The 18,003-nt window shown below is 72.0% G+C and carries 17 protein-coding genes; 11 read left to right on the forward strand and 6 right to left on the reverse strand.

The window, feature by feature from the left end; genetic code table 11:
* Positions 1–12: 12 nt before the first annotated feature.
* Genes OG448_RS26755 through OG448_RS26770 form a run of 4 tightly spaced genes read right to left on the reverse strand, consistent with a single transcriptional unit; the run spans position 13 to position 3,563 of the window.
* The gene (locus OG448_RS26755; RefSeq protein ID WP_405557515.1) at positions 13–669 is read right to left on the reverse strand and encodes a M15 family metallopeptidase; all 657 of its coding nucleotides are present in this window, start codon (positions 667–669) and stop codon (positions 13–15) included.
* A complete protein-coding gene (locus OG448_RS26760) occupies positions 666–1,700 on the reverse strand; it encodes a bifunctional GNAT family N-acetyltransferase/NUDIX hydrolase (protein WP_405557517.1) in 1,035 nt (344 codons plus the stop codon). The genes OG448_RS26755 and OG448_RS26760 overlap by 4 nt, the downstream gene beginning before the upstream one ends.
* Positions 1,690–2,274, reverse strand: a complete 585-nt coding sequence (locus tag OG448_RS26765; RefSeq protein WP_405557519.1) for an NUDIX domain-containing protein — start codon at positions 2,272–2,274, stop codon at positions 1,690–1,692. Before OG448_RS26765 ends, OG448_RS26760 begins: the two co-directional genes overlap by 11 nt.
* Positions 2,271–3,563 carry an NUDIX domain-containing protein gene (locus OG448_RS26770; RefSeq protein WP_405557521.1) on the reverse strand — a complete coding sequence of 431 codons (1,293 nt, stop codon included), beginning with the start codon at positions 3,561–3,563 and terminating at the stop codon, positions 2,271–2,273. Before OG448_RS26770 ends, OG448_RS26765 begins: the two co-directional genes overlap by 4 nt.
* A gap of 637 nt (positions 3,564–4,200) precedes the next feature.
* Here OG448_RS26770 and kdpF point away from each other — a divergent pair.
* The 8 genes from kdpF (at position 4,201) to OG448_RS26810 (ending at position 13,092) form a co-directional block, all read left to right on the forward strand.
* Positions 4,201–4,290: a K(+)-transporting ATPase subunit F gene (kdpF, locus tag OG448_RS26775; protein ID WP_055523315.1), complete on the forward strand. Its 90-nt coding sequence runs from the start codon at positions 4,201–4,203 to the stop codon at positions 4,288–4,290.
* A gap of 8 nt (positions 4,291–4,298) precedes the next feature.
* Complete coding sequence (gene kdpA / locus OG448_RS26780) at positions 4,299–5,960, forward strand: potassium-transporting ATPase subunit KdpA (protein WP_405557523.1); 1,662 nt, start codon at positions 4,299–4,301, stop codon at positions 5,958–5,960.
* A gap of 53 nt (positions 5,961–6,013) precedes the next feature.
* Positions 6,014–8,113 carry a potassium-transporting ATPase subunit KdpB gene (gene kdpB, locus OG448_RS26785; protein ID WP_405558978.1) on the forward strand — a complete coding sequence of 700 codons (2,100 nt, stop codon included), beginning with the start codon at positions 6,014–6,016 and terminating at the stop codon, positions 8,111–8,113.
* 2 nt (positions 8,114–8,115) lie between these two features.
* Positions 8,116–8,784 carry a potassium-transporting ATPase subunit C gene (locus OG448_RS26790; RefSeq protein ID WP_405557525.1) on the forward strand — a complete coding sequence of 223 codons (669 nt, stop codon included), beginning with the start codon at positions 8,116–8,118 and terminating at the stop codon, positions 8,782–8,784.
* Between the two features lie 109 nt (positions 8,785–8,893).
* Positions 8,894–9,580, forward strand: a complete 687-nt coding sequence (locus OG448_RS26795; RefSeq protein ID WP_405557527.1) for a response regulator — start codon at positions 8,894–8,896, stop codon at positions 9,578–9,580.
* 165 nt (positions 9,581–9,745) lie between these two features.
* Positions 9,746–10,969: a PP2C family protein-serine/threonine phosphatase gene (locus OG448_RS26800; RefSeq protein ID WP_405557528.1), complete on the forward strand. Its 1,224-nt coding sequence runs from the start codon at positions 9,746–9,748 to the stop codon at positions 10,967–10,969.
* A gap of 138 nt (positions 10,970–11,107) precedes the next feature.
* The gene (locus OG448_RS26805; protein WP_405558980.1) at positions 11,108–12,649 is read left to right on the forward strand and encodes a CHASE3 domain-containing protein; all 1,542 of its coding nucleotides are present in this window, start codon (positions 11,108–11,110) and stop codon (positions 12,647–12,649) included.
* The gene (locus tag OG448_RS26810; protein ID WP_405557530.1) at positions 12,646–13,092 is read left to right on the forward strand and encodes a response regulator; all 447 of its coding nucleotides are present in this window, start codon (positions 12,646–12,648) and stop codon (positions 13,090–13,092) included. The genes OG448_RS26805 and OG448_RS26810 overlap by 4 nt, the downstream gene beginning before the upstream one ends.
* Before the next feature lie 62 nt (positions 13,093–13,154).
* Here OG448_RS26810 and OG448_RS26815 read toward each other — a convergent pair whose 3' ends face one another.
* Together OG448_RS26815 and OG448_RS26820 are read right to left on the reverse strand one after the other, a co-directional pair.
* On the reverse strand, positions 13,155–14,825 hold the full coding sequence (locus OG448_RS26815; protein WP_405557532.1) for a DEAD/DEAH box helicase: 1,671 nt from the start codon (positions 14,823–14,825) through the stop codon (positions 13,155–13,157).
* 87 nt (positions 14,826–14,912) lie between these two features.
* Positions 14,913–15,116, reverse strand: coding sequence for a cold-shock protein (locus tag OG448_RS26820; protein ID WP_007502648.1), 204 nt, complete (start codon positions 15,114–15,116; stop codon positions 14,913–14,915).
* Between the two features lie 275 nt (positions 15,117–15,391).
* Here OG448_RS26820 and OG448_RS26825 point away from each other — a divergent pair, with 275 nt between their 5' ends.
* From OG448_RS26825 to OG448_RS26835, 3 genes are all read left to right on the forward strand, one after another.
* Complete coding sequence (locus tag OG448_RS26825) at positions 15,392–15,739, forward strand: DUF1330 domain-containing protein (protein WP_405557535.1); 348 nt, start codon at positions 15,392–15,394, stop codon at positions 15,737–15,739.
* Between the two features lie 113 nt (positions 15,740–15,852).
* Positions 15,853–16,809, forward strand: a complete 957-nt coding sequence (locus OG448_RS26830; RefSeq protein ID WP_405557537.1) for an STM4015 family protein — start codon at positions 15,853–15,855, stop codon at positions 16,807–16,809.
* 10 nt (positions 16,810–16,819) lie between these two features.
* Entirely contained in the window at positions 16,820–17,965 is a 1,146-nt protein-coding gene (locus tag OG448_RS26835) for an STM4014 family protein (protein WP_405557538.1), read from the forward strand.
* The last annotated feature ends 38 nt before the right edge of the window (positions 17,966–18,003 follow it).

The following is an 18,003-nucleotide window of genomic DNA, read 5'->3' on the forward strand; positions in this document are numbered from 1 at the left end:
GCGATATGCGGCTTATATGGCTCCCGGTTCGGTGGGGCCGTACAGCGCGGTCGGGTTGTTCGTCTGGAGCGCCCAGTAACGGTCGCCCCAGCTCCAGTGCCACCACTCCGTCGCGTAGTTCACCAGCCCCGCCTCGGAGAGGACGGTGGCCAGGGTGTTCCGGTTGGCCGCGGCCTCGGCGCCGATGTTCGTGGCCGAGGTGTAGCAGGCGCCCTCGCTCTCCACCGGGTCGGCGTTCATCCGGGTGCCCAGGTCCAGTTCGTTGCCGTCGGCGTCCATCAGAGTGAGATCCACGGCGGCGCCCGCGCTGTGCGGAGCTATCTCCGGCGGGGAGACGAACCGGCTGGCCTCGTCCCGGACGCGGGCCGGGGGCCAGCCGGGGTTGTCCCGGCCGAGCGCGCCGGCGTACTCCTCGAAGTACCGGCGCTGGAGGCCGGGCGGCCGGTATCCCTCGACATACAGCAGCCGCAGGCCGTGGGGCAGGAGCGACTGGGCGTGCAGCAGCCGGTGCAGGACTCCTTGGCGCAGATACGCGAAGGCACCCGAGGCATCCTCCTTGCGCTGGTCGACCCGCAGGGCGCCGTGCGCCCGGACGTCGACCAGCGGCTCACCGCACTCCCGCACCGGGACGGCCGCCACCCGCCGGTCCGACATCAGTACGACGCTCATTCCGTCCCCCAGTCCCAGGTGTCGAAGTAGGCGGCCACACCGGTGCGGCGGGCCTCCATCACCGCGCTGAGCCGCGCGAAGTCCCGCGGCGGCATCAGCGGCCGCCACTCGGGAAGCGGCAGCACCCGCACCTCGTCGTGCTCACGCGGGTCCAGCACGATGTCCCGCAGCCGCCCCTCGTCCAGCCGCCCGCCGTCGAAGACGAGCCCCATCGTGCTGTACGGCCACTCGGCGCCGGGCAGCCCGTACACCGTGGCCAGCAGCCGGGGCGGGCCGTCGAGTTCGATGCCGGTCTCCTCCCGGCACTCCCGCACGGCCGTCTCCCACGGCCGCTCACCGGGGTCCATCGTGCCGCCGGCCAACTGCCAGGGGTGGGTCGCGCTGTAGACCCCGTGGAGCTGCACGGGCCGGTCGTGGACGTCGGTGAAGAGAACGCAGGCGAAGCCGGTGGCCTTCATGACGGTCTCGGCGTACTGCTCCAGCGGCAGCCAGACCCGGCCGGTCTTCTCGTCCACCCGCCCCCGGACCGCCGGCTCCGGCCATGTCATCCGCATGGGCGCCAGGCTGCCGCAGAATCCCGAGGCACGGAAGAGCGCCCCAGCGGCGCCGGGCGTGTCGGCCTCGACGGGGGCCACCCCCTCCGCCCGGAGCCGGTCGAGCAGCGCGGTCAGGGCCGACCTGGCGAGTCCCCGGCGGCGCGACGAGGGGTGCGTGGCGACCGTGTGCACCCGCGCCGCCCGCCCGCTGGGAGACGCCGGTTCGGGCAGCACGGGGTGGACCAGCGCGAGGGCGCAGGAGGCGAGGGAGCCGTCCGGGGCGTCGACGACACAGGCCCGGGCGTCGCCACCCGGGGCCAGTCGCGCGGCCAGTTCGGCGCCGGAGCGGACGATCCACTCCTCCGGCAGCGGCTCGGCGAGGACGAAGGCGGACCGGAGCCGGACGATGCCCTCCGCGTCGGCCGGCGTGGCGAGCCGTGCGGCGTGCGCGGTGCCGGGGTGCTGGGGGCGGGTGTGCAGGGCCTCACCGCTCACGATGCGTCTCCAAGGGGTGTGGCGGGGCCGGACTCCGCTGAGCGGGCAGTGGGTTGACGCCGGGGACGAACTGGAGCCGGTCGGCCGCCGGGGCGTGGGCGATCGGGTCGACCGGCCGCTGGAAGTGCACGGCCAGGTGCTCCCCGGCCCGGTACGCGTCCAGACCGGCCCGGCAGTACGCCACCGTCGCGGCGGGCAGCGCGTCCAGGGGGGCCCAGGTCATGGCGTCGCAGAGGTCCGGTTCCATGACGTGGGGCTCGCCCACCCACCGCCGCACCTCGAAGAAGAAGCCGACGCGGGCCGAACCGCCGGGGGCGCGGTGGTGGACGGTGACGGCGGCGCGCACATCGGCCCGGTCGACGACGACACCGGTCTCCTCCCGCGCCTCCCGGATCAGCGCGCCGACCACGTCCTCGTGCGGGCCGTCCAGGTGCCCGGAGGGCAGGTGCCAGAGCCCGGCCGCGTACACCGCCCCGGCCCGGCGTGACACCAGCACTTCCGGACCGGTCCTGCCCTCCCGGCGCAGGATCAGGTGGACATCCACCGGCACGGTGTGACGCTGCCGCGCGCTCATGCCGGGCACCAGCCCATCTCGGAATAGGTCCGGCCCGTGCGGATGCCGTCGATGGCCGTACGGGCGTAGGGCACGAGCGGCTCCGGCAGCCTGTCCGGGTCCCACCAGCGCCAGGCGAGGCACTTGTCCGGCTCCCTCAGCCGCGGTGTTCCCCGCAAGCGGCGGGCGCGGAAGACCAGTTGCATGCGTGGCCGCGCGCTCGGTCCGTGCAGCACGTGCACCACATGGGCCAGTTCCAGGTCGGCGGGGTCGACGACCAGCCCGGCCTCCTCGTACGCCTCCCGCACCAGGCACGCGACGGCGGACTCCCGCTCACAGTGCCCGGCCAGGAAGTGCCAGGTGGAGCCCGCGAAGGCCGCGTCGGGATGGCGCAGCCCGAGCAGCACGCGGCCGTCATCGTCCTCGGCGTACAGATGGACGCCGACGATGTTCAGCTCCGTGCCGCCCGCGTCCGGTGCCTTCGCCGGGCGGGGGATCACCGGGGCCGGCGCCGCCGGGCCCGCCGCGTGACGCAGGATGAGTTCACGCGTCCCGGGACTGAGCCGCAGCCGGTGCAGCGTCTCCGGCCGGAACCAGCGCAGCAGCACCCCCTCCGCCAGCCCCACCCCGTCCGGATCGCCGGTCCAGCGGCCGGAGAAGACCTGCACCGGTACGCACAGCCCGTCGGCACCGGTGGCCTCCTCGACCGCGTACGGCTCCAGGCCGGCCGGGTCGAGTCCCGGCACCTCCTCGGCCAGCTCACGCCGGAGGGTGTCCTCCAGCGTGCGGTCCCCTGGCTCCCGGCCGCCGCCGAGCAGGGCGAAGGTTCCCGGCTCCCAGATGCCGGGGATGTTGTCGCGCAGGTGGAGGAGGTAGCGGCCGTCGCCGTCGTGGATCAGCGCCGAGGCGTTCACCGGCGCCGGTCTCCCGTCCAGCTTCAGGGCCCTCAACTTGGCTTTCAATGAGACCGACTTGAGGTGCTCGACCGGTAACCACTCCGCGTCGGGCAGCGGTTCGGGCAGGACGCGGGCCAGGTACAGGGCGAAGGTGAACTCGTAGTGGGACGGTCCGATCGCCTCGACATGGACCGGGGTGGTCAGCAGCTCCGGGGTCAGGCACAGGTCGCCCCGCGCGAGCCGGGTCCGCTCGGTCACCGCTCGCAGCGCGGTCCCCAGCAAGGTGCGGTCGCCCTCCTCGGCACGCGCGCCGGGCAGCCCGGCAGGGTCCCGCACATGCAGGACGCGTCCCGCGCGGTCGACGACGAGCGCACGGCAGGTGAGGTGGGCGGAACCGGGGGCGAACGTCCTCATGTCGTCGGCCTCCATGCGGGTGGGAAGTGAACTGGTGCTCTAAAAACGCGCCGGACACCGGCCTTGTTACGGCTCCGGCGAGGCAACTTCCGGAACGCGTGTTCCCGTCCCCCGCTCGCCCCGGCGCGCCAAGGGCCGCCGTTCCCAAACTCGTTCGATCGAGGGATTCGAGGTGAGTTTCCTCCCCGAGTTCAGGGCCCTGCACGACGCCGACTACAACATCCTCTGCTACGACATCCGGAACTTCGGCCTCAGTGGCGCCGCAAACGGTGACACCGTTGGCATCGGCCTGCTGGAGTACCGGGGTGTGCCTGGGCGCCGACTCGACGCCCCGCACCCGAAAGGCAGCCGCTTTCCGGCGGCTGCCTTTTCGCGCCCCCTGACCGACGCCCGTGACACCCACCGGCGTACCGGACGGGACCCACCGGCGTCAGAGTCCCGTCAAGGCCGCCGCCCGAGCCGTATGGGGGGCGTCAACGCGGGGCTCCGACCCCTTGGAGCAGGGGTTTCCTCGAAGGGTTCCCCTTTCGACCCCGAGTCCGTTCAGGAGTCCCAAGATGGCCGACCTGGCCTTCGTCGTCACCGTGCTCGCCGCGTTCGCGCTGGTGGCACTCGTCGCCAAGGGGGTGACGAAGCTGTGACCGCCGAGAACGCCGTCGGCCTGGTCGTGGCCGTCGCCCTGCTGGGCTATCTCGTCCTCGCCCTGATCTTCCCGGAGAGGTTCTGAGAGCAGACATGGGTTCCGTACTCGCGGGCGTGCTCCAGCTCCTCGCCCTCATAGGCGCGCTGGCCCTCGTCCACGTGCCCGCCGGCAGCTACTTGGCCAGGGTGTACTCCTCGCGCCGTCATCTGCGCGTCGAGCGGTGGATCTACCGGGTCATCGGCGCCGACCCCGACACCGAGATGCGCTGGCCGGCGTATCTGCGCGGGGTGCTCGCCTTCTCCCTCGCCGGTGTCCTCCTCCTCTACCTGCTCCAGCGGCTCCAGGGGGTGCTGCCCGGCTCACTCGGGTTCTCCTCGGTGAACCCGGCGCAGTCCTTCAACACGGCCGTCTCCTTCGTCACCAACACCAACTGGCAGTCGTACTACGGCGAACAGACCATGGGCCATGTCGTGCAGACGGCAGGGCTCGCGGTGCAGAACTTCGTGTCCGCCGCCGTGGGCATGGCCGTCGCGGTCGCCCTGGTGCGCGGCTTCGCCCGGTCCCGCTCCGGCGAACTGGGCAACTTCTGGGCCGACCTGGTGCGCGGCACGCTGCGCGTCCTGGTCCCGGCGGCCGTGCTCGGCGCATTGGTCCTCGTCGCGTGCGGCGCCATCCAGAACTTCTCCGGTATCCACGAGGTCGGCCAGTTCGTGGGCGGCACCCAGCAGTGGAACGGCGGCGCGGTCGCCTCCCAGGAGGCCATCAAGGAGCTGGGCACCAACGGCGGCGGCTACTTCAACGCCAACAGCGCCCACCCCTTCGAGAACCCGACCCCCTTCACCAACCTCTTCGAGATCTTCCTGATCCTCGTCATCCCGTTCTCGCTGACCCGCACCTTCGGCCTGATGGTCGGCAGCGTCCGGCAGGGCTACGCGATCCTCGCCACCATGGCCACCATCTGGCTGGGCTTCACCGCCCTGATGGCGGCGGCCGAGTTCAGCCACCCCGGCCCGGCGCTCCAGGCCGCGGGCGGCGCCATGGAGGGCAAGGAGGTCCGCTTCGGCGTCGGCGGCTCGGCACTCTTCGCGGTGTCCACCACGCTCACCTCCACCGGCGCCGTGGACTCCTTCCACTCCTCCTTCACCGGGCTCGGCGGCGGTGTCGCCATGCTCGGGATGATGCTGGGCGAGATAGCGCCCGGCGGCACCGGCTCCGGGCTGTACGGCATGCTGATCATGGCCGTGATCGCGGTGTTCCTCGCCGGTCTGATGGTCGGCCGCACCCCCGAGTACCTGGGCAAGAAGATCGGCGCGCGCGAGATGAAGCTCGCCGCCTGCTACATCCTGGTCACCCCCGCGCTGGTCCTCGTCTTCACCGCGGCCTCGCTGGCCCTGCCGACCCCGCCGCACTCCCTGCTCAATCCGGGCGCGCACGGGTTCTCCGAGGTGCTGTACGCCTTCACCTCCGCCGCCAACAACAACGGCTCGGCCTTCGCCGGGCTGAACGCCGACACCGACTGGTTCAACACCACGACGGGGCTCGCCATGCTGCTGGGCCGCTTCCTGCCCATGGTGTTCGTCCTCGCGCTGGCCGGCTCGCTCGCCGCGCAGCGGCCCGTCCCCGAGAGCGCGGGCACCCTCCGCACCGAGAAACCCCTGTTCGCGGGCCTGCTGGTCGGGGCGATCCTCATCATCACCGGCCTGACGTACTTCCCGGCGCTGGCGCTGGGACCGCTCGCGGAGGGGCTGGCATGACGCATCCCCCTACCGACGCGCCGACCACCCGTACCGACCACTCAGAGGCCGCCATGTCCACAGCCACTCCCACCCGCGCGCCGCACGACGAGGCGGCGGCCGGGGTCGCGTCCGGCGGGGGCCGGGTCGGCGCGGGCCTGTTCGATCCCCGGCAGTTGCTGAGATCGCTGCCCGACGCCTTCCGCAAGCTCGATCCGCGGGTCATGGTCAAGTCGCCCGTGATGTTCGTGGTGTGGATCGGCTCCGTGCTGACCACGGCGTTCTCCTTCACCGACCCCACCGACCGGTTCGGCTGGACGATCAGCGTCTGGCTGTGGCTGACCGTGCTCTTCGCCAACCTCGCGGAGGCGGTCGCCGAGGGCCGGGGCAAGGCGCAGGCCGACACCCTTCGCAAGGCCAGGGCGGACACCGTCGCCCGCAGGCTGACCGGGGCCACCGAGGAGCAGGTCTCCGGCACCGAGCTGCGCGTCGGTGACCTGGTCGTCTGCGAGTCCGGCGAGGTGATCCCCGGCGACGGCGATGTCGTGGAGGGCGTCGCCTCGGTGGACGAGTCCGCGATCACCGGCGAGTCGGCGCCGGTCATCCGGGAGTCCGGGGGTGACCGCAGCGCCGTGACGGGGGGCACCAAGGTGCTCTCCGACCGGATCGTCGTGCGGATCACCACCCGGCCCGGGGAGACCTTCATCGACCGGATGATCGGACTGGTGGAGGGCGCGGCCCGGCAGCGCACGCCCAACGAGATCGCGCTGAACATCCTGCTGGCCTCGCTCACCATCGTCTTCCTGCTGGCCTGCGCCACGCTGCCGCCGTTCGCCGCCCACGCGGGCACCCATCTCACGCTGGTCGTGCTGGTCGCCCTGCTGGTGTGCCTGATCCCCACCACCATCGGCGCCCTGCTCTCCGCCATCGGTATCGCGGGCATGGACCGCCTGGTCCAGCGCAATGTGCTGGCCATGTCGGGCCGGGCTGTGGAGGCGGCCGGTGATGTCTCGACCCTCCTGCTGGACAAGACCGGCACCATCACCCTCGGCAACCGCCGGGCGGCGGAGTTCGTGCAGGTCGGCGGCGTGAGCGAGGCCGAGCTCGCGGACGCGGCCCAGCTCTCCTCGCTGGCAGACGAGACCCCCGAGGGCCGCTCCGTCGTCGTCCTGGCCAAGGAGGTGTACGGCCTGCGCGAACGCCATCAGGGTGAGCTGGCCGGTGCCGAGTGGGTCGCGTTCACCGCGCAGACCCGGATGTCCGGCGTCGACGTGGACGGTCGCAGCGTCCGCAAGGGCGCGGCGGCCTCGGTGCTGCGCTGGGTGCGGGAGCAGGGCGGCACGGTCGCCGAGGACACGGAAGGCGCCGCCGACCGGATCTCCCGCGCGGGCGGCACCCCGCTGCTGGTCGCGGTGCGGGACGGCCGGGGTGCCCGCGTACTCGGTGTCGTCCACCTCAAGGACATCGTCAAGGACGGCATGCGGGAACGGTTCGCCGAGCTGCGCCGGATGGGCATCAGGACCGTCATGATCACCGGGGACAACCCGCTGACCGCCAAGGCCATCGCGGAGGAGGCCGGCGTCGACGACTTCCTCGCGGAGGCCACCCCCGAGGACAAGATGGCCCTCATCAAGCGGGAGCAGGCGGGCGGCAAGCTCGTCGCCATGACCGGGGACGGCACCAACGACGCCCCCGCGCTGGCCCAGGCGGACGTGGGCGTGGCCATGAACACCGGCACGTCGGCCGCCAAGGAGGCCGGCAACATGGTCGACCTGGACTCCGACCCGACCAAGCTCATCGAGATCGTCGGGATCGGCAAGCAGCTCCTCATCACCCGGGGCGCGCTGACCACGTTCTCCATCGCCAACGACGTGGCCAAGTACTTCGCCATCATTCCGGCGCTGTTCGCCGCCGTGTATCCGGGGCTCGACCGGCTGAACATCATGCGGCTGGCCTCGCCCGACTCCGCGATCCTCTCGGCCGTCGTCTTCAACGCGCTGATCATCATCGCGCTGGTCCCGCTCTCCCTGCGCGGGGTGCGGTACCGGCCGGTCAGCGCCGACCGCCTGCTGCGGCGCAACCTCGCCGTCTACGGCCTCGGCGGCCTTGTCGCGCCCTTCGTCGGCATCAAACTCATCGACCTGCTCATCTCCTTGATCCCCGGGATCGGCTGACCATGAACAACTTCCTCACCGGCAAGATCCGGTCACTGGGCGCGGGTCTGCGCGCCCTGCTCGTGCTCACCCTCGTCACCGGCGTGCTCTACCCCCTCGCCGTGACCGGCGTGTCCCAGCTCCTCCTTCCCGGCCGGGCAGGAGGCTCCGAGGTCCGGGCGGACGGGCGGGTCGTCGGCTCCTCCCTCATCGGGCAGTCGTACACGCTGCCCCTGAAGAAGGGCCAGGAGACGCCGGACCCGGATCTCAGGTGGTTCCAGGGGCGTCCGGCGGCCGGACTCGGCACCAACAGCGAGAACACCCGCTACTCACTGCTGCTGTCCGGCGCCACCAATCTCGCCGCCGACAACAAGGTCCTGGTCCAGCGGGTGCAGGCCGCCAAGGCCGCGGTCGTCCGGGACAACTCCGTACCCGGCCGTCCGGTGAGCCCGGCCGACGTCCCCGCCGACGCGGTCACCTCCTCCGGCTCCGGCCTCGACCCGGACATCTCCCCGGCGTACGCCCGGCTCCAGATCCGCCGTGTCGCCGCCCGGCACCACCTGCCCGTGACCGAGGTCGCCCGGCTCGTCCGCGACCACACCGAGGGCCGCACCCTGGGCTTCCTGGGCGAGCCCCGCGTCAACGTGCTGGAGCTGAACATCGCCCTCAAGGACCTGGTGGCCCGGCACTGACCCGCCGTAGCGATGTCCGGAAGCCGCACCTGGACCGCCGACTCCCGCCCCGATGCCGTAGGTTGCTGCCGTCGATCCACTGAGGCGTACGACAGGAGGGCGCGCGTCCATGACACGGGTGCTCGTGGTGGAGGACGACCCGCAGCTCGTGCGGGCCCTCGTGATCAACCTCCAGGCCCGCCGGTACGCCGTCGACGCGGCCCCGGACGGCGCCACCGCGCTCCGGCTCGCGGCCGACCGCAGGCCGGACGTGGTGGTGCTCGACCTCGGGCTGCCCGACATGGACGGCGCCGACGTCATACGGTCCCTGTGCGGCGGCCGGAGCCGGGTGCCGATCCTCGTCCTCTCCGCCCGGCAGGCGTCCGAGGAGAAGGTCGCCGCGCTGGACGCCGGGGCCGACGACTACGTCACCAAGCCGTTCAGCATGGACGAGCTGCTGGCCCGGCTCCGCGCCGCCGTCCGCCGCACCGAGGCCGGCCGGGCGGCCCCGGAGACCACCCTGGTGCGGACGGCGGACTTCACCCTGGACCTCGCCGCCAAGAAGGCCGTGCGCGACGGGCGTGACATCCGCCTCACCCCGACCGAGTGGCATCTGCTGGAGATTCTTGTCACCAGCCCCGGCCGCCTGGTGAGCCGGACACACCTGCTGCGCGAGGTCTGGGGAGTCTCCCTGAGCGACCGGACGAACTATCTGCGCGTCTACATGGCCCAGCTCCGCCGCAAGCTGGAGGCGGACCCCTCCCACCCGCGCCACCTCATCACCGAGCCGGGGATGGGCTACCGCTTCGAGGGCTGAACCCTCGACGACAAGCACCGCGTCGTCGCGTTCGAGTCCGGATGGGTGAATGATGTCACCCGGACTGGTCACGCCCGGATCTTCGCACTGAGTATGCTCATCCAATGTTGTCGGTCGACAACTTCTGACGGCGGGCGGCACGAGCGGAGCGGAAAGGGCGGGACCATGGTGACGTCGCGGGCTGATGCCGATGAGCTGATGCCGGTGACCGTGGACGGGATCGACGCGGAGTGGGACGAGCGACAGCCGTCGGTCCTCCTGGTCGAGGACGATCCTGGCGACGCGCTGCTGGTCGAGGAACTGGTCGCCGACAGCGCCCTGAAGATGCGGCTGCGCTGGGTGCGTTCGATGTCCGAGGCCGCAGGGGTGCTCGCCACCGAGCGCCCGGACTGCGTCCTGCTCGACCTGCACCTGCCGGACGCGAGCGGCCTCGAAGCGGTCTCCCTGGTCAAGGCGCACGCCGACCGGGTGGCCATCGTCGTCCTCACCGGCCTCGCCGAGGAGCAGACCGGGCTCGCCGCGGTCACCGCCGGCGCCCAGGACTACCTGGTCAAGGGCCGGGTCGAACCCGAACTCTTCGGCCGCGCGGTCCGCTACGCGATCCAGCGCAAGCAGGCGGAGCAGTCGGCCGTGGCGCTCCAGGCCAGCCTGATGCAGGCCCAGGAGAACGCCCGCCTGGAACGCGGCCTGCTGCCCCGCCCGCTGCTGCGCGCCGACGGTGTCCAGGTCGTCGCCCGCTACCGCCCCGGCCGCGCCCAGGCCCTGCTCGGCGGCGACTTCTACGACATCGTGCAGAGCGCGGACGGCACCGTGCACGCCGTGGTCGGGGACGTCTCCGGGCACGGCCCGGACGAGGCCGCCCTCGGTGTCGCCCTGCGGATAGCCTGGCGCACACTGGTCCTCAGCGGTATCACCGGCGTCGAGCAGGTGGCCCGCCTGGAGGAGATCCTGGTCGCCGAGCGCGCCCGGGACGAGGTCTTCGCCACCCTGGTCAGCCTGTCCGCCGTCCCCGGTGAGCAGCGGGCCACCGTGGTGCGGGCCGGGCACCACGGACTGCTCCGGCGCGGCACCCGGGAAGTGGACTGGGTCGAGGTGCCGGGCGGGCCCGCGCTGGGCCTCATCCCCGGCGGCGCCCGCTGGCCCACCGCGGAACTCCCGGTGCCGCCGGGCGCCTCCGTCGTCCTCTTCACCGACGGGCTCTTCGAGGGGCACGTCAGCCGGGGTCCGCAGCGCCTCGGCGAGGAAGGGCTGCTCGAACTCGCCCGGGAGGCCGCCGGACTGGCGCCCGACGAGTTCGTGGACCGGCTCATCGGCGAGGCCGAGGGGCTGGCCGAGGAACAGGGCGGGCTCGCGGACGACGTCGCCGTCGTCCATGTGAGCTGGAACTGAGAAACGTAGGACGAGAGAAACGAGTGGACGCGTGAGTGACGAGTCGGTTCGGAGCACAAGGTGAGGAACCTCGCGGGCAAGCCGTGGAGCGGGCGCAGCCTGACCGTGCAGGGCTGGTTCTACCTGGTGCTGTCGCTCATGAGTCTCCTGGTGCTGGTCGGCACCGTGGTCGGCGCCAACCTCCTCAATCGCACGGCCGAGGCGAACGACTCCCTGCTGAAGGGCGTACAGCCCGCCCAGACCGAGGCGTACCGGCTCCAGTCCGCCATGGTCAATCAGGAGACCGGCATCCGGGGCTACGCCATCACCGCCGACAAGCGCTTCCTCAAGCCGTACACCGAGGGCAAGAAGAACGAGGCGGAGTCCGCCGCCCGGCTGCGTCGCCTGATCGCGGACCGGCCCCAGCTGCGCGACGACCTGACCGCGGTGGAGCGTCAGGCGACCCAGTGGCGCCTCAACTACGCCGAACCGCTCGTCGCCTCCGTCACCCCCGGAGCGCCGAAGGCCGTCGATCTGCGGACGGTGGAGGGCGGCAAGGCGGACTTCGACAAGCTGCGCAGGAGCTGGATCAAGCAGAACGGCGACATGACGCGTACGGTCGCCGACGGCCGCGCGCGCATCGCCCACGAGCGCACCCTGCGCAACTCGGTGCTCGTCGCCATGGTCGCCGCGTTCCTGCTGACCGGCGTGGTCCTCGCCGTCTTCGTGCGTCTGCTCGTCACCCGGCCCCTGGAGCGGCTGCGCACCGCGTCCCGCCGGGTCGCCGCCGGCGACTTCGAGCACGTCATCACCGGCGGCGGCCCGGCCGACCTGACCGCCGTGGCCGACGACGTGGAGGGCATGCGCAAACGGATCGTGGCCGAGCTGGACGCCTCCCACGCCCAGCACCGCATCCTCACCACCCAGGCCGCCGACCTGGACGCCCAGGCGGTCGAACTGCGCCGCTCCAACGTGGAGCTGGAACAGTTCGCCTACGTCGCGTCCCACGACCTCCAGGAACCGCTGCGCAAGGTCGCCTCCTTCTGCCAGCTCCTGGAGAAGCGGTACTACGACAAGCTGGACGACCGCGGCCGGCAGTACATCGACTTCGCGGTGGACGGCGCCAAGCGCATGCAGGTGCTCATCAACGACCTGCTCACCTTCTCCCGCGTCGGCCGTCTCACCGACGACCGCGTGCCCGTCGGTCTGGACGAGGCCCTGGAGAAGGCGATGATGAACCTCGCCGCCGCCGTGGAGGAGTCCGGCGCCCGCGTCGAACGGCCGCAGGAGATGCCCGAGGTGGTGGGCGACCCGACCCTGTTCACCATGCTCTGGCAGAACCTGATCGGCAACGCCCTGAAGTTCCGCCACCCCGACCGCGCCCCGCAGGTCACCGTCACCTGCGAACCCGACCCGGACGAGCCCGGCAGCCTCCAGGTGAGCGTCGCGGACAACGGCATCGGCATCCCCGGCGAGTTCGCCGACAAGGTCTTCGTCATCTTCCAGCGACTGCACAGCCGGGATGCCTACGGCGGTACGGGGATCGGTCTGGCACTCTGCAAGAAGATCGTGGAACATCACGGCGGCAGGATCTGGCTGGACACCGAGTACACCGACGGCACCCGTTTCCGCTTCACCCTGCCCGTGGCCACCGCCCCGGACGAGACCGGAACCCACTGCGAGGAAAAGGCCCTCACATGACGACTCCCGACGCCACCCCGATCGACGTCCTCCTGGTGGAGGACGACCCCGGTGACGAGCTGATGACCCGGGAAGCGTTCGAGGACAACAAGATCGGCAACACGCTGCACGTGGTCCGCGACGGCGAGGAGGCGCTCGACTTCCTCTACCGGCGCGGCGACCACACCGGCGCGCCCCGGCCCGACCTGATCCTGCTGGACCTGAACCTGCCCAAGTACGACGGGCGGCAGGTGCTGGAGCAGATCAAGTCCGACCAGGACCTCGCGGACATCCCGGTGGTCGTCCTCACCACGTCGGCGGCCGAGGAGGACATCCTCCGCAGTTACAGGCTGCACGCCAACGCGTATGTCACCAAGCCGGTCGACCTCGACCAGTTCATCGCCGCCGTCCGCCAGATCGACGACTTCTTCGTCCAGGTGGTCCGCCTGCCCCGGCGGCGGTAAGCCCCCGTACGCGAGAACACCCCCCGACCGGCCCGGTCGGGGGGTGTTCTGTTGCGCTGTGCTCAGCTCGCGGCCGGGCGGCGCCCGCCACGGCGGTCGGAGCCACCGGTGCCGGCCGTGCGCTCACCCGGCGCCCTGCGGGCGGTGCCGCGCGCGGCCGCCTTGCCGGGAGCCGCGCCCCCGGCGGTACGGCGGCCGGACGCGCCCCCGCCCTTGACACCCTCCGCGCTGGTACGGCGCCCCGTACCGCGCCCGCCGGATGTACCGGTGCCGCCGCTCGCAGCGCCCGGCTTGGACCGGCCCTCGGGCTTGCGGCTCTGACCGCCGCTGCCCTCGCCGCCACCAGCCGGACGGCGTCGGCGGTCGGAACGGCCGGCGCCTTCGGCACCGGACCTGCGGGCCGGACGCGCCTTCGGCGGCGTGGGCTCCGGGGCCGCGATGACCACGGCCACGCCGGAGGGCTCGCGGGCGCCGGTGATGGTGGCCAGCTCCGGGGCGCTGGACGTGACGCGGGCCGTCTTCGGGCGGATGCCGGCGGCCGACATGAGCTGGTTGACCTCCCGCTTCTGCTCGGGCAGCACCAGCGTGACCACGCTGCCGGAACCACCCGCGCGGGCGGTGCGGCCGCCGCGGTGGAGGTAGTCCTTGTGGTCGGTCGGCGGGTCGACGTTCACGACGAGGTCGAGATCGTCGATGTGTATACCGCGCGCCGCGACGTTCGTCGCCACCAGCGCGGTGATCTCACCGGTCTTGAACTGCTCCAGGGCACGGTTGCGCTGCGGCTGGGAGCGGCCGCCGTGCAGGGCGGCGGCGCGGACGCCGACCGACAGCAGCCGCTTGGCGAGCCGGTCGGCGGAGCGCTTGGTGTCCAGGAACAGGATGACCCGGCCGTCACGGGCCGCGATGCGCGTGGTGACGGCCTTCTTGTCGGTCTCGTCCTGGAGGTGGAGCAGATGGTGCTCCATCGTGGTGACCGCACCGGCGGACGGGTCCACCGAGTGCACCACGGGGTCGGTCAGGAACCGCTGCACCAGTTTGTCGATGTTCCGGTCCAGGGTGGCCGAGAACAGCATCCGCTGGCCGTCGGGGTGCACCTGCTGGATCAGCCTGGTGATCTGCGGCAGGAAGCCCATGTCTGTCATCTGGTCGGCCTCGTCCAGCACCGTGATGCGGACGTCGTGCAGCACGCAGTCGCCGCGCTCCACCAGGTCGTTGAGGCGGCCGGGGCTGGCCACCAGCACCTCGACGCCGCGCCGGAGCGTGGCGGCCTGCTTGGTGATCGACAGACCGCCGACCACGGTGGCCATTCGAAGGTTGACCGCCGTCGCGTAGGGGGTCAGCGCGTCGGTCACCTGCTGGGCCAGCTCACGGGTGGGCACCAGGACCAGGGAGAGGGGGGCCTTGGGCTCGGCGCGCTGTCCCGCCGTACGGGCGAGGAGGGCGAGGCCGAAGGCGAGGGTCTTGCCGGAGCCGGTGCGGCCGCGGCCCAGGAGGTCCCGGCCGGCCAGGGAGTTGGGCAGCGTGGCGGCCTGGATGGGGAAGGGGGTGGTCACCCCTTGCGCGGTGAGCGTCTTCAGCAGTGCCGCGGGCATGTCGAGGTCGGCGAACTCAGCGACGGCGGGCAGTGCGGGCGTCGTGCTCTCCGGCAGGCGGAATTCCTGGGGAGCCTGGGGAGCAGACGAGGGCCTGGACGGCGACGAGCCGCGGTTCGGCTTCTGATACCTGCGGGGCATGCGGTTACTGCCTTCCTCAACACAGCACAAACCGGGGTCCGCACCATGACGGTGCGGACCCCGGTGAGCGGAATACGCGTCCCGCAATTAGGCGGGAACGATGTTCTCGGCCTGCGGGCCCTTCTGGCCCTGCGTGACGTCGAAGCTGACCCGCTGGCCCTCCTGGAGCTCACGGAAGCCCTGGGTGGCGATGTTCGAGTAGTGGGCGAAGACGTCCGGACCGCCACCGTCCTGCTCGATGAAGCCGAAACCCTTTTCAGAGTTGAACCACTTGACGGTTCCCTGTGCCATGACTTTCTCCTTCTGATGGCAGAGGCCCCATCCGGAATATGCCGGAAAACAAAATGCGCCCAAAGAGAAAACATTTCCCGTCAGGCGCACATAAAGTTCATGGGTACCACAACTGCAACAAGGGAAAGACTAGCACACCTGCGGGTCGGTGGGGGTCGGTGTGATCTTCGGGCGTGTCGGGGGTCGAACCTTCGACGGACCATCGACGCCGGTCGGCGGGGGTGGGAGCATCGCCGGTGCGAAGATCCGACGATCGCCGACGCCGTGGAGGACGTATGACCGCCTACGCCGTAGCCCATCTCCGTGAGGCCGCGCCGCACCCCGACATCGCGGAGTACATCGAGCGCATCACCGCCACGTTCGAGCCGTACGGCGGCCGCTTCCTCGTCCACGGCACCCAGCACGAGGTGAAGGAGGGGGAGTGGGCCGGGCACGTCGTGATCATCGGGTTCCCGGGGATCACCGAGGCGCGGGCCTGGTGGGACTCGCCCGCCTACCAGGAGATCGCCCCGCTGCGCTCCCGGCACATCGCGGGCGACATCATCCTGGTCGACGGCGTCCCCGAGGGATACGACCCGGGCACCACCGCGAAGACGCTGCGTGACGCACTGGCCGCGGAGTAGCCGAGTAGTCGTCCACGACCGCGTGACCGGTTGTCAGTGCGAGTTGGTAGAACTTCCTGCGTACGCCGTGGACCGCACACGTTCGCGCCCCTCGCACGTCAGGAGCAGCCCGCATGACCATCGGTCACCACCTGGAGGAGCTGTACGGCCTCCCCGCGTTCGCCTTTCCCGGCCCCGACGCGAAGGCCGAGCTGCCCGAGCCCGACGCCGTGGCCTGGCGGGTCGCCGGGGACGTGTACGACGCGGACGAGGAATGGGAGGACGCCTTCGCCCGCTTCCTCGCCACCGTGGACACCACGCGGGTGCGGGCGCTGATCGTCGGCGCCTGGACGGAGGCGTACGAGACGGACTCCTCGGCGGTCATAGCGGCGCTGCTCGCCGCCCGCGACCGGCTGCCCGCCCTGCGCGCGCTGTTCCTCGGCGACCTCGTGATGGAGGAGGCCGAACTCTCCTGGATTCAGCAGACCGACGTCACCGGACTGCTCACCGGTTTCCCGGAGCTGGCCGAGTTCGGCGTGCGCGGGGGCACCGGGCTGGAGTTCCCCGCGCTGGAGCACGCCGCGCTGCGCAAGCTGGTCGTGGAGACCGGCGGCCTGCCCGTGGAGGTCGTCCGGGGTGTCGGGGGCAGCGACCTCCCCGCGCTGGAGCACCTCGAACTGTGGCTCGGCGACTCGATGTACGGCGCCGACACCACGGTGTCCGACCTGGAGCCGATCCTCTCCGGCACCCGGCTGCCCGCCCTGCGTCATCTGGGGCTGCGCAACAGCGAGATACAGGACGAGATCGCGGCCGCCGTCGCCTCCGCACCCGTCGTGGCCCGGCTGGAGACGCTGGACCTCTCCATGGGCACCCTGGGCGACGAGGGCGCCGCCGCGCTGCTCGCCGGCCGGCCGCTGACCCACCTCACGTTCCTCGACCTGCACCACCACTACATCACCGAGCCCCTCCAGCAGCGCCTCCGGGAGACCCTGGAACCGGCGGGCGTCCGGCTCGACCTGAACGAGGACGACGCGGACTCCTACGAGAACGAGGACGGCACCGTGCAGCGCTTCGTGGCCATCGGCGAGTGAGCGTCCTGCCATGAACCGGTGTTTCGCGGTGGTCGGCAACCCCGCGGGCCGCAGGATCACCCTGTTCGCCCAGGCCGTCCGGGCCGCCGGGCTGCCGGCGCCCCGCGTGGTGCCCTGGCTGGACGTACTGCGCGCGGGCGGGGCCGAGTTCGGCGCGGAGGAGATCGTCCGCGTGGACTCGCCCGGCGAGGACCCCGAGGTCGACCTCCTCCTGCGGGGTATGCCCGACCCGACCCGCGTGGAGGGGACGGCCCGCTGGTACGAGCGCTTCATCGCGGCCCTGGGCACGCTGCGCGGCGGCATCCGGCTGGACGGCGCCGACGACGTGGCGGTCATGTTCGACAAGCGGCGCTGTCACGCGGTCCTCGCGGCGGCGGGCGTACCGGTGCCGGAGTCGCCCACGTCCGGCGCGGCCGGTGCCCCGGTGCGCGGCTGGGACGACGTGCGGGCGCTGATGCGGGAGCACCGGATGCCCCGGCTGTTCGTCAAGCCCGCGCACGGCTCGTCGGCCTCCGGAGTGCTCGCCGTCGACTCGGCCGGGGGCGGCCGGATCAGGGCCACCACCTCCGTCGAACTCGACCCCGAGGGGCGGCTGTTCAACTCCCTCAAGGTGCGCCGCTACCAGCGGGAGCGGGACATCGCCGCCATCGTGGACGCGCTCGCCCCGGACGGCCTGCACCTGGAGCGCTGGGTGCCCAAGGCGTCCCAGGACGGCCGTGCCGCCGACCTCAGGGTGGTCGTGGTGGACGGCCGTGCCACCCACGCCGTGGTCCGCACCAGCGCCGGGCCGCTCACCAACCTCCACCTCGGCGGCCGCAGGGGCGACCTCGCCGGGGCCCGGCAGGCGGCCGAGAGCGCGGGCCTGCGCTGGCCGGAGGTGCTCGGGATCTGCGAGCGGGCCGCGGCCTGCTTCCCGGACACCCTCTGCGTCGGCGTCGACCTGCTGCCCGCCGTCGGCTGGCGGCGCGCCTTCGTCGGCGAGGTCAACGCCTTCGGCGATCTGCTGCCCCGGCTCACCGGCCTGCCCGGCGGCGGCGCCGAGGGCCTCGACACCTACGCGGCGCAGGTCGCCGCCGCCCTGCGCCGGGCCCCGCTCACCGGGCGGCCCGGCCCGCACCACCCGCACAGAACAGGAACCACCCATGTCAGCGCCTGACCCGGCCACCGCCCGACTGCCCGAAGTGGCCCCCGGCG

The sequence above is a fragment of the Streptomyces sp. NBC_01171 genome (assembly GCF_045039805.1).
Classification (GTDB): domain Bacteria; phylum Actinomycetota; class Actinomycetes; order Streptomycetales; family Streptomycetaceae; genus Streptomyces.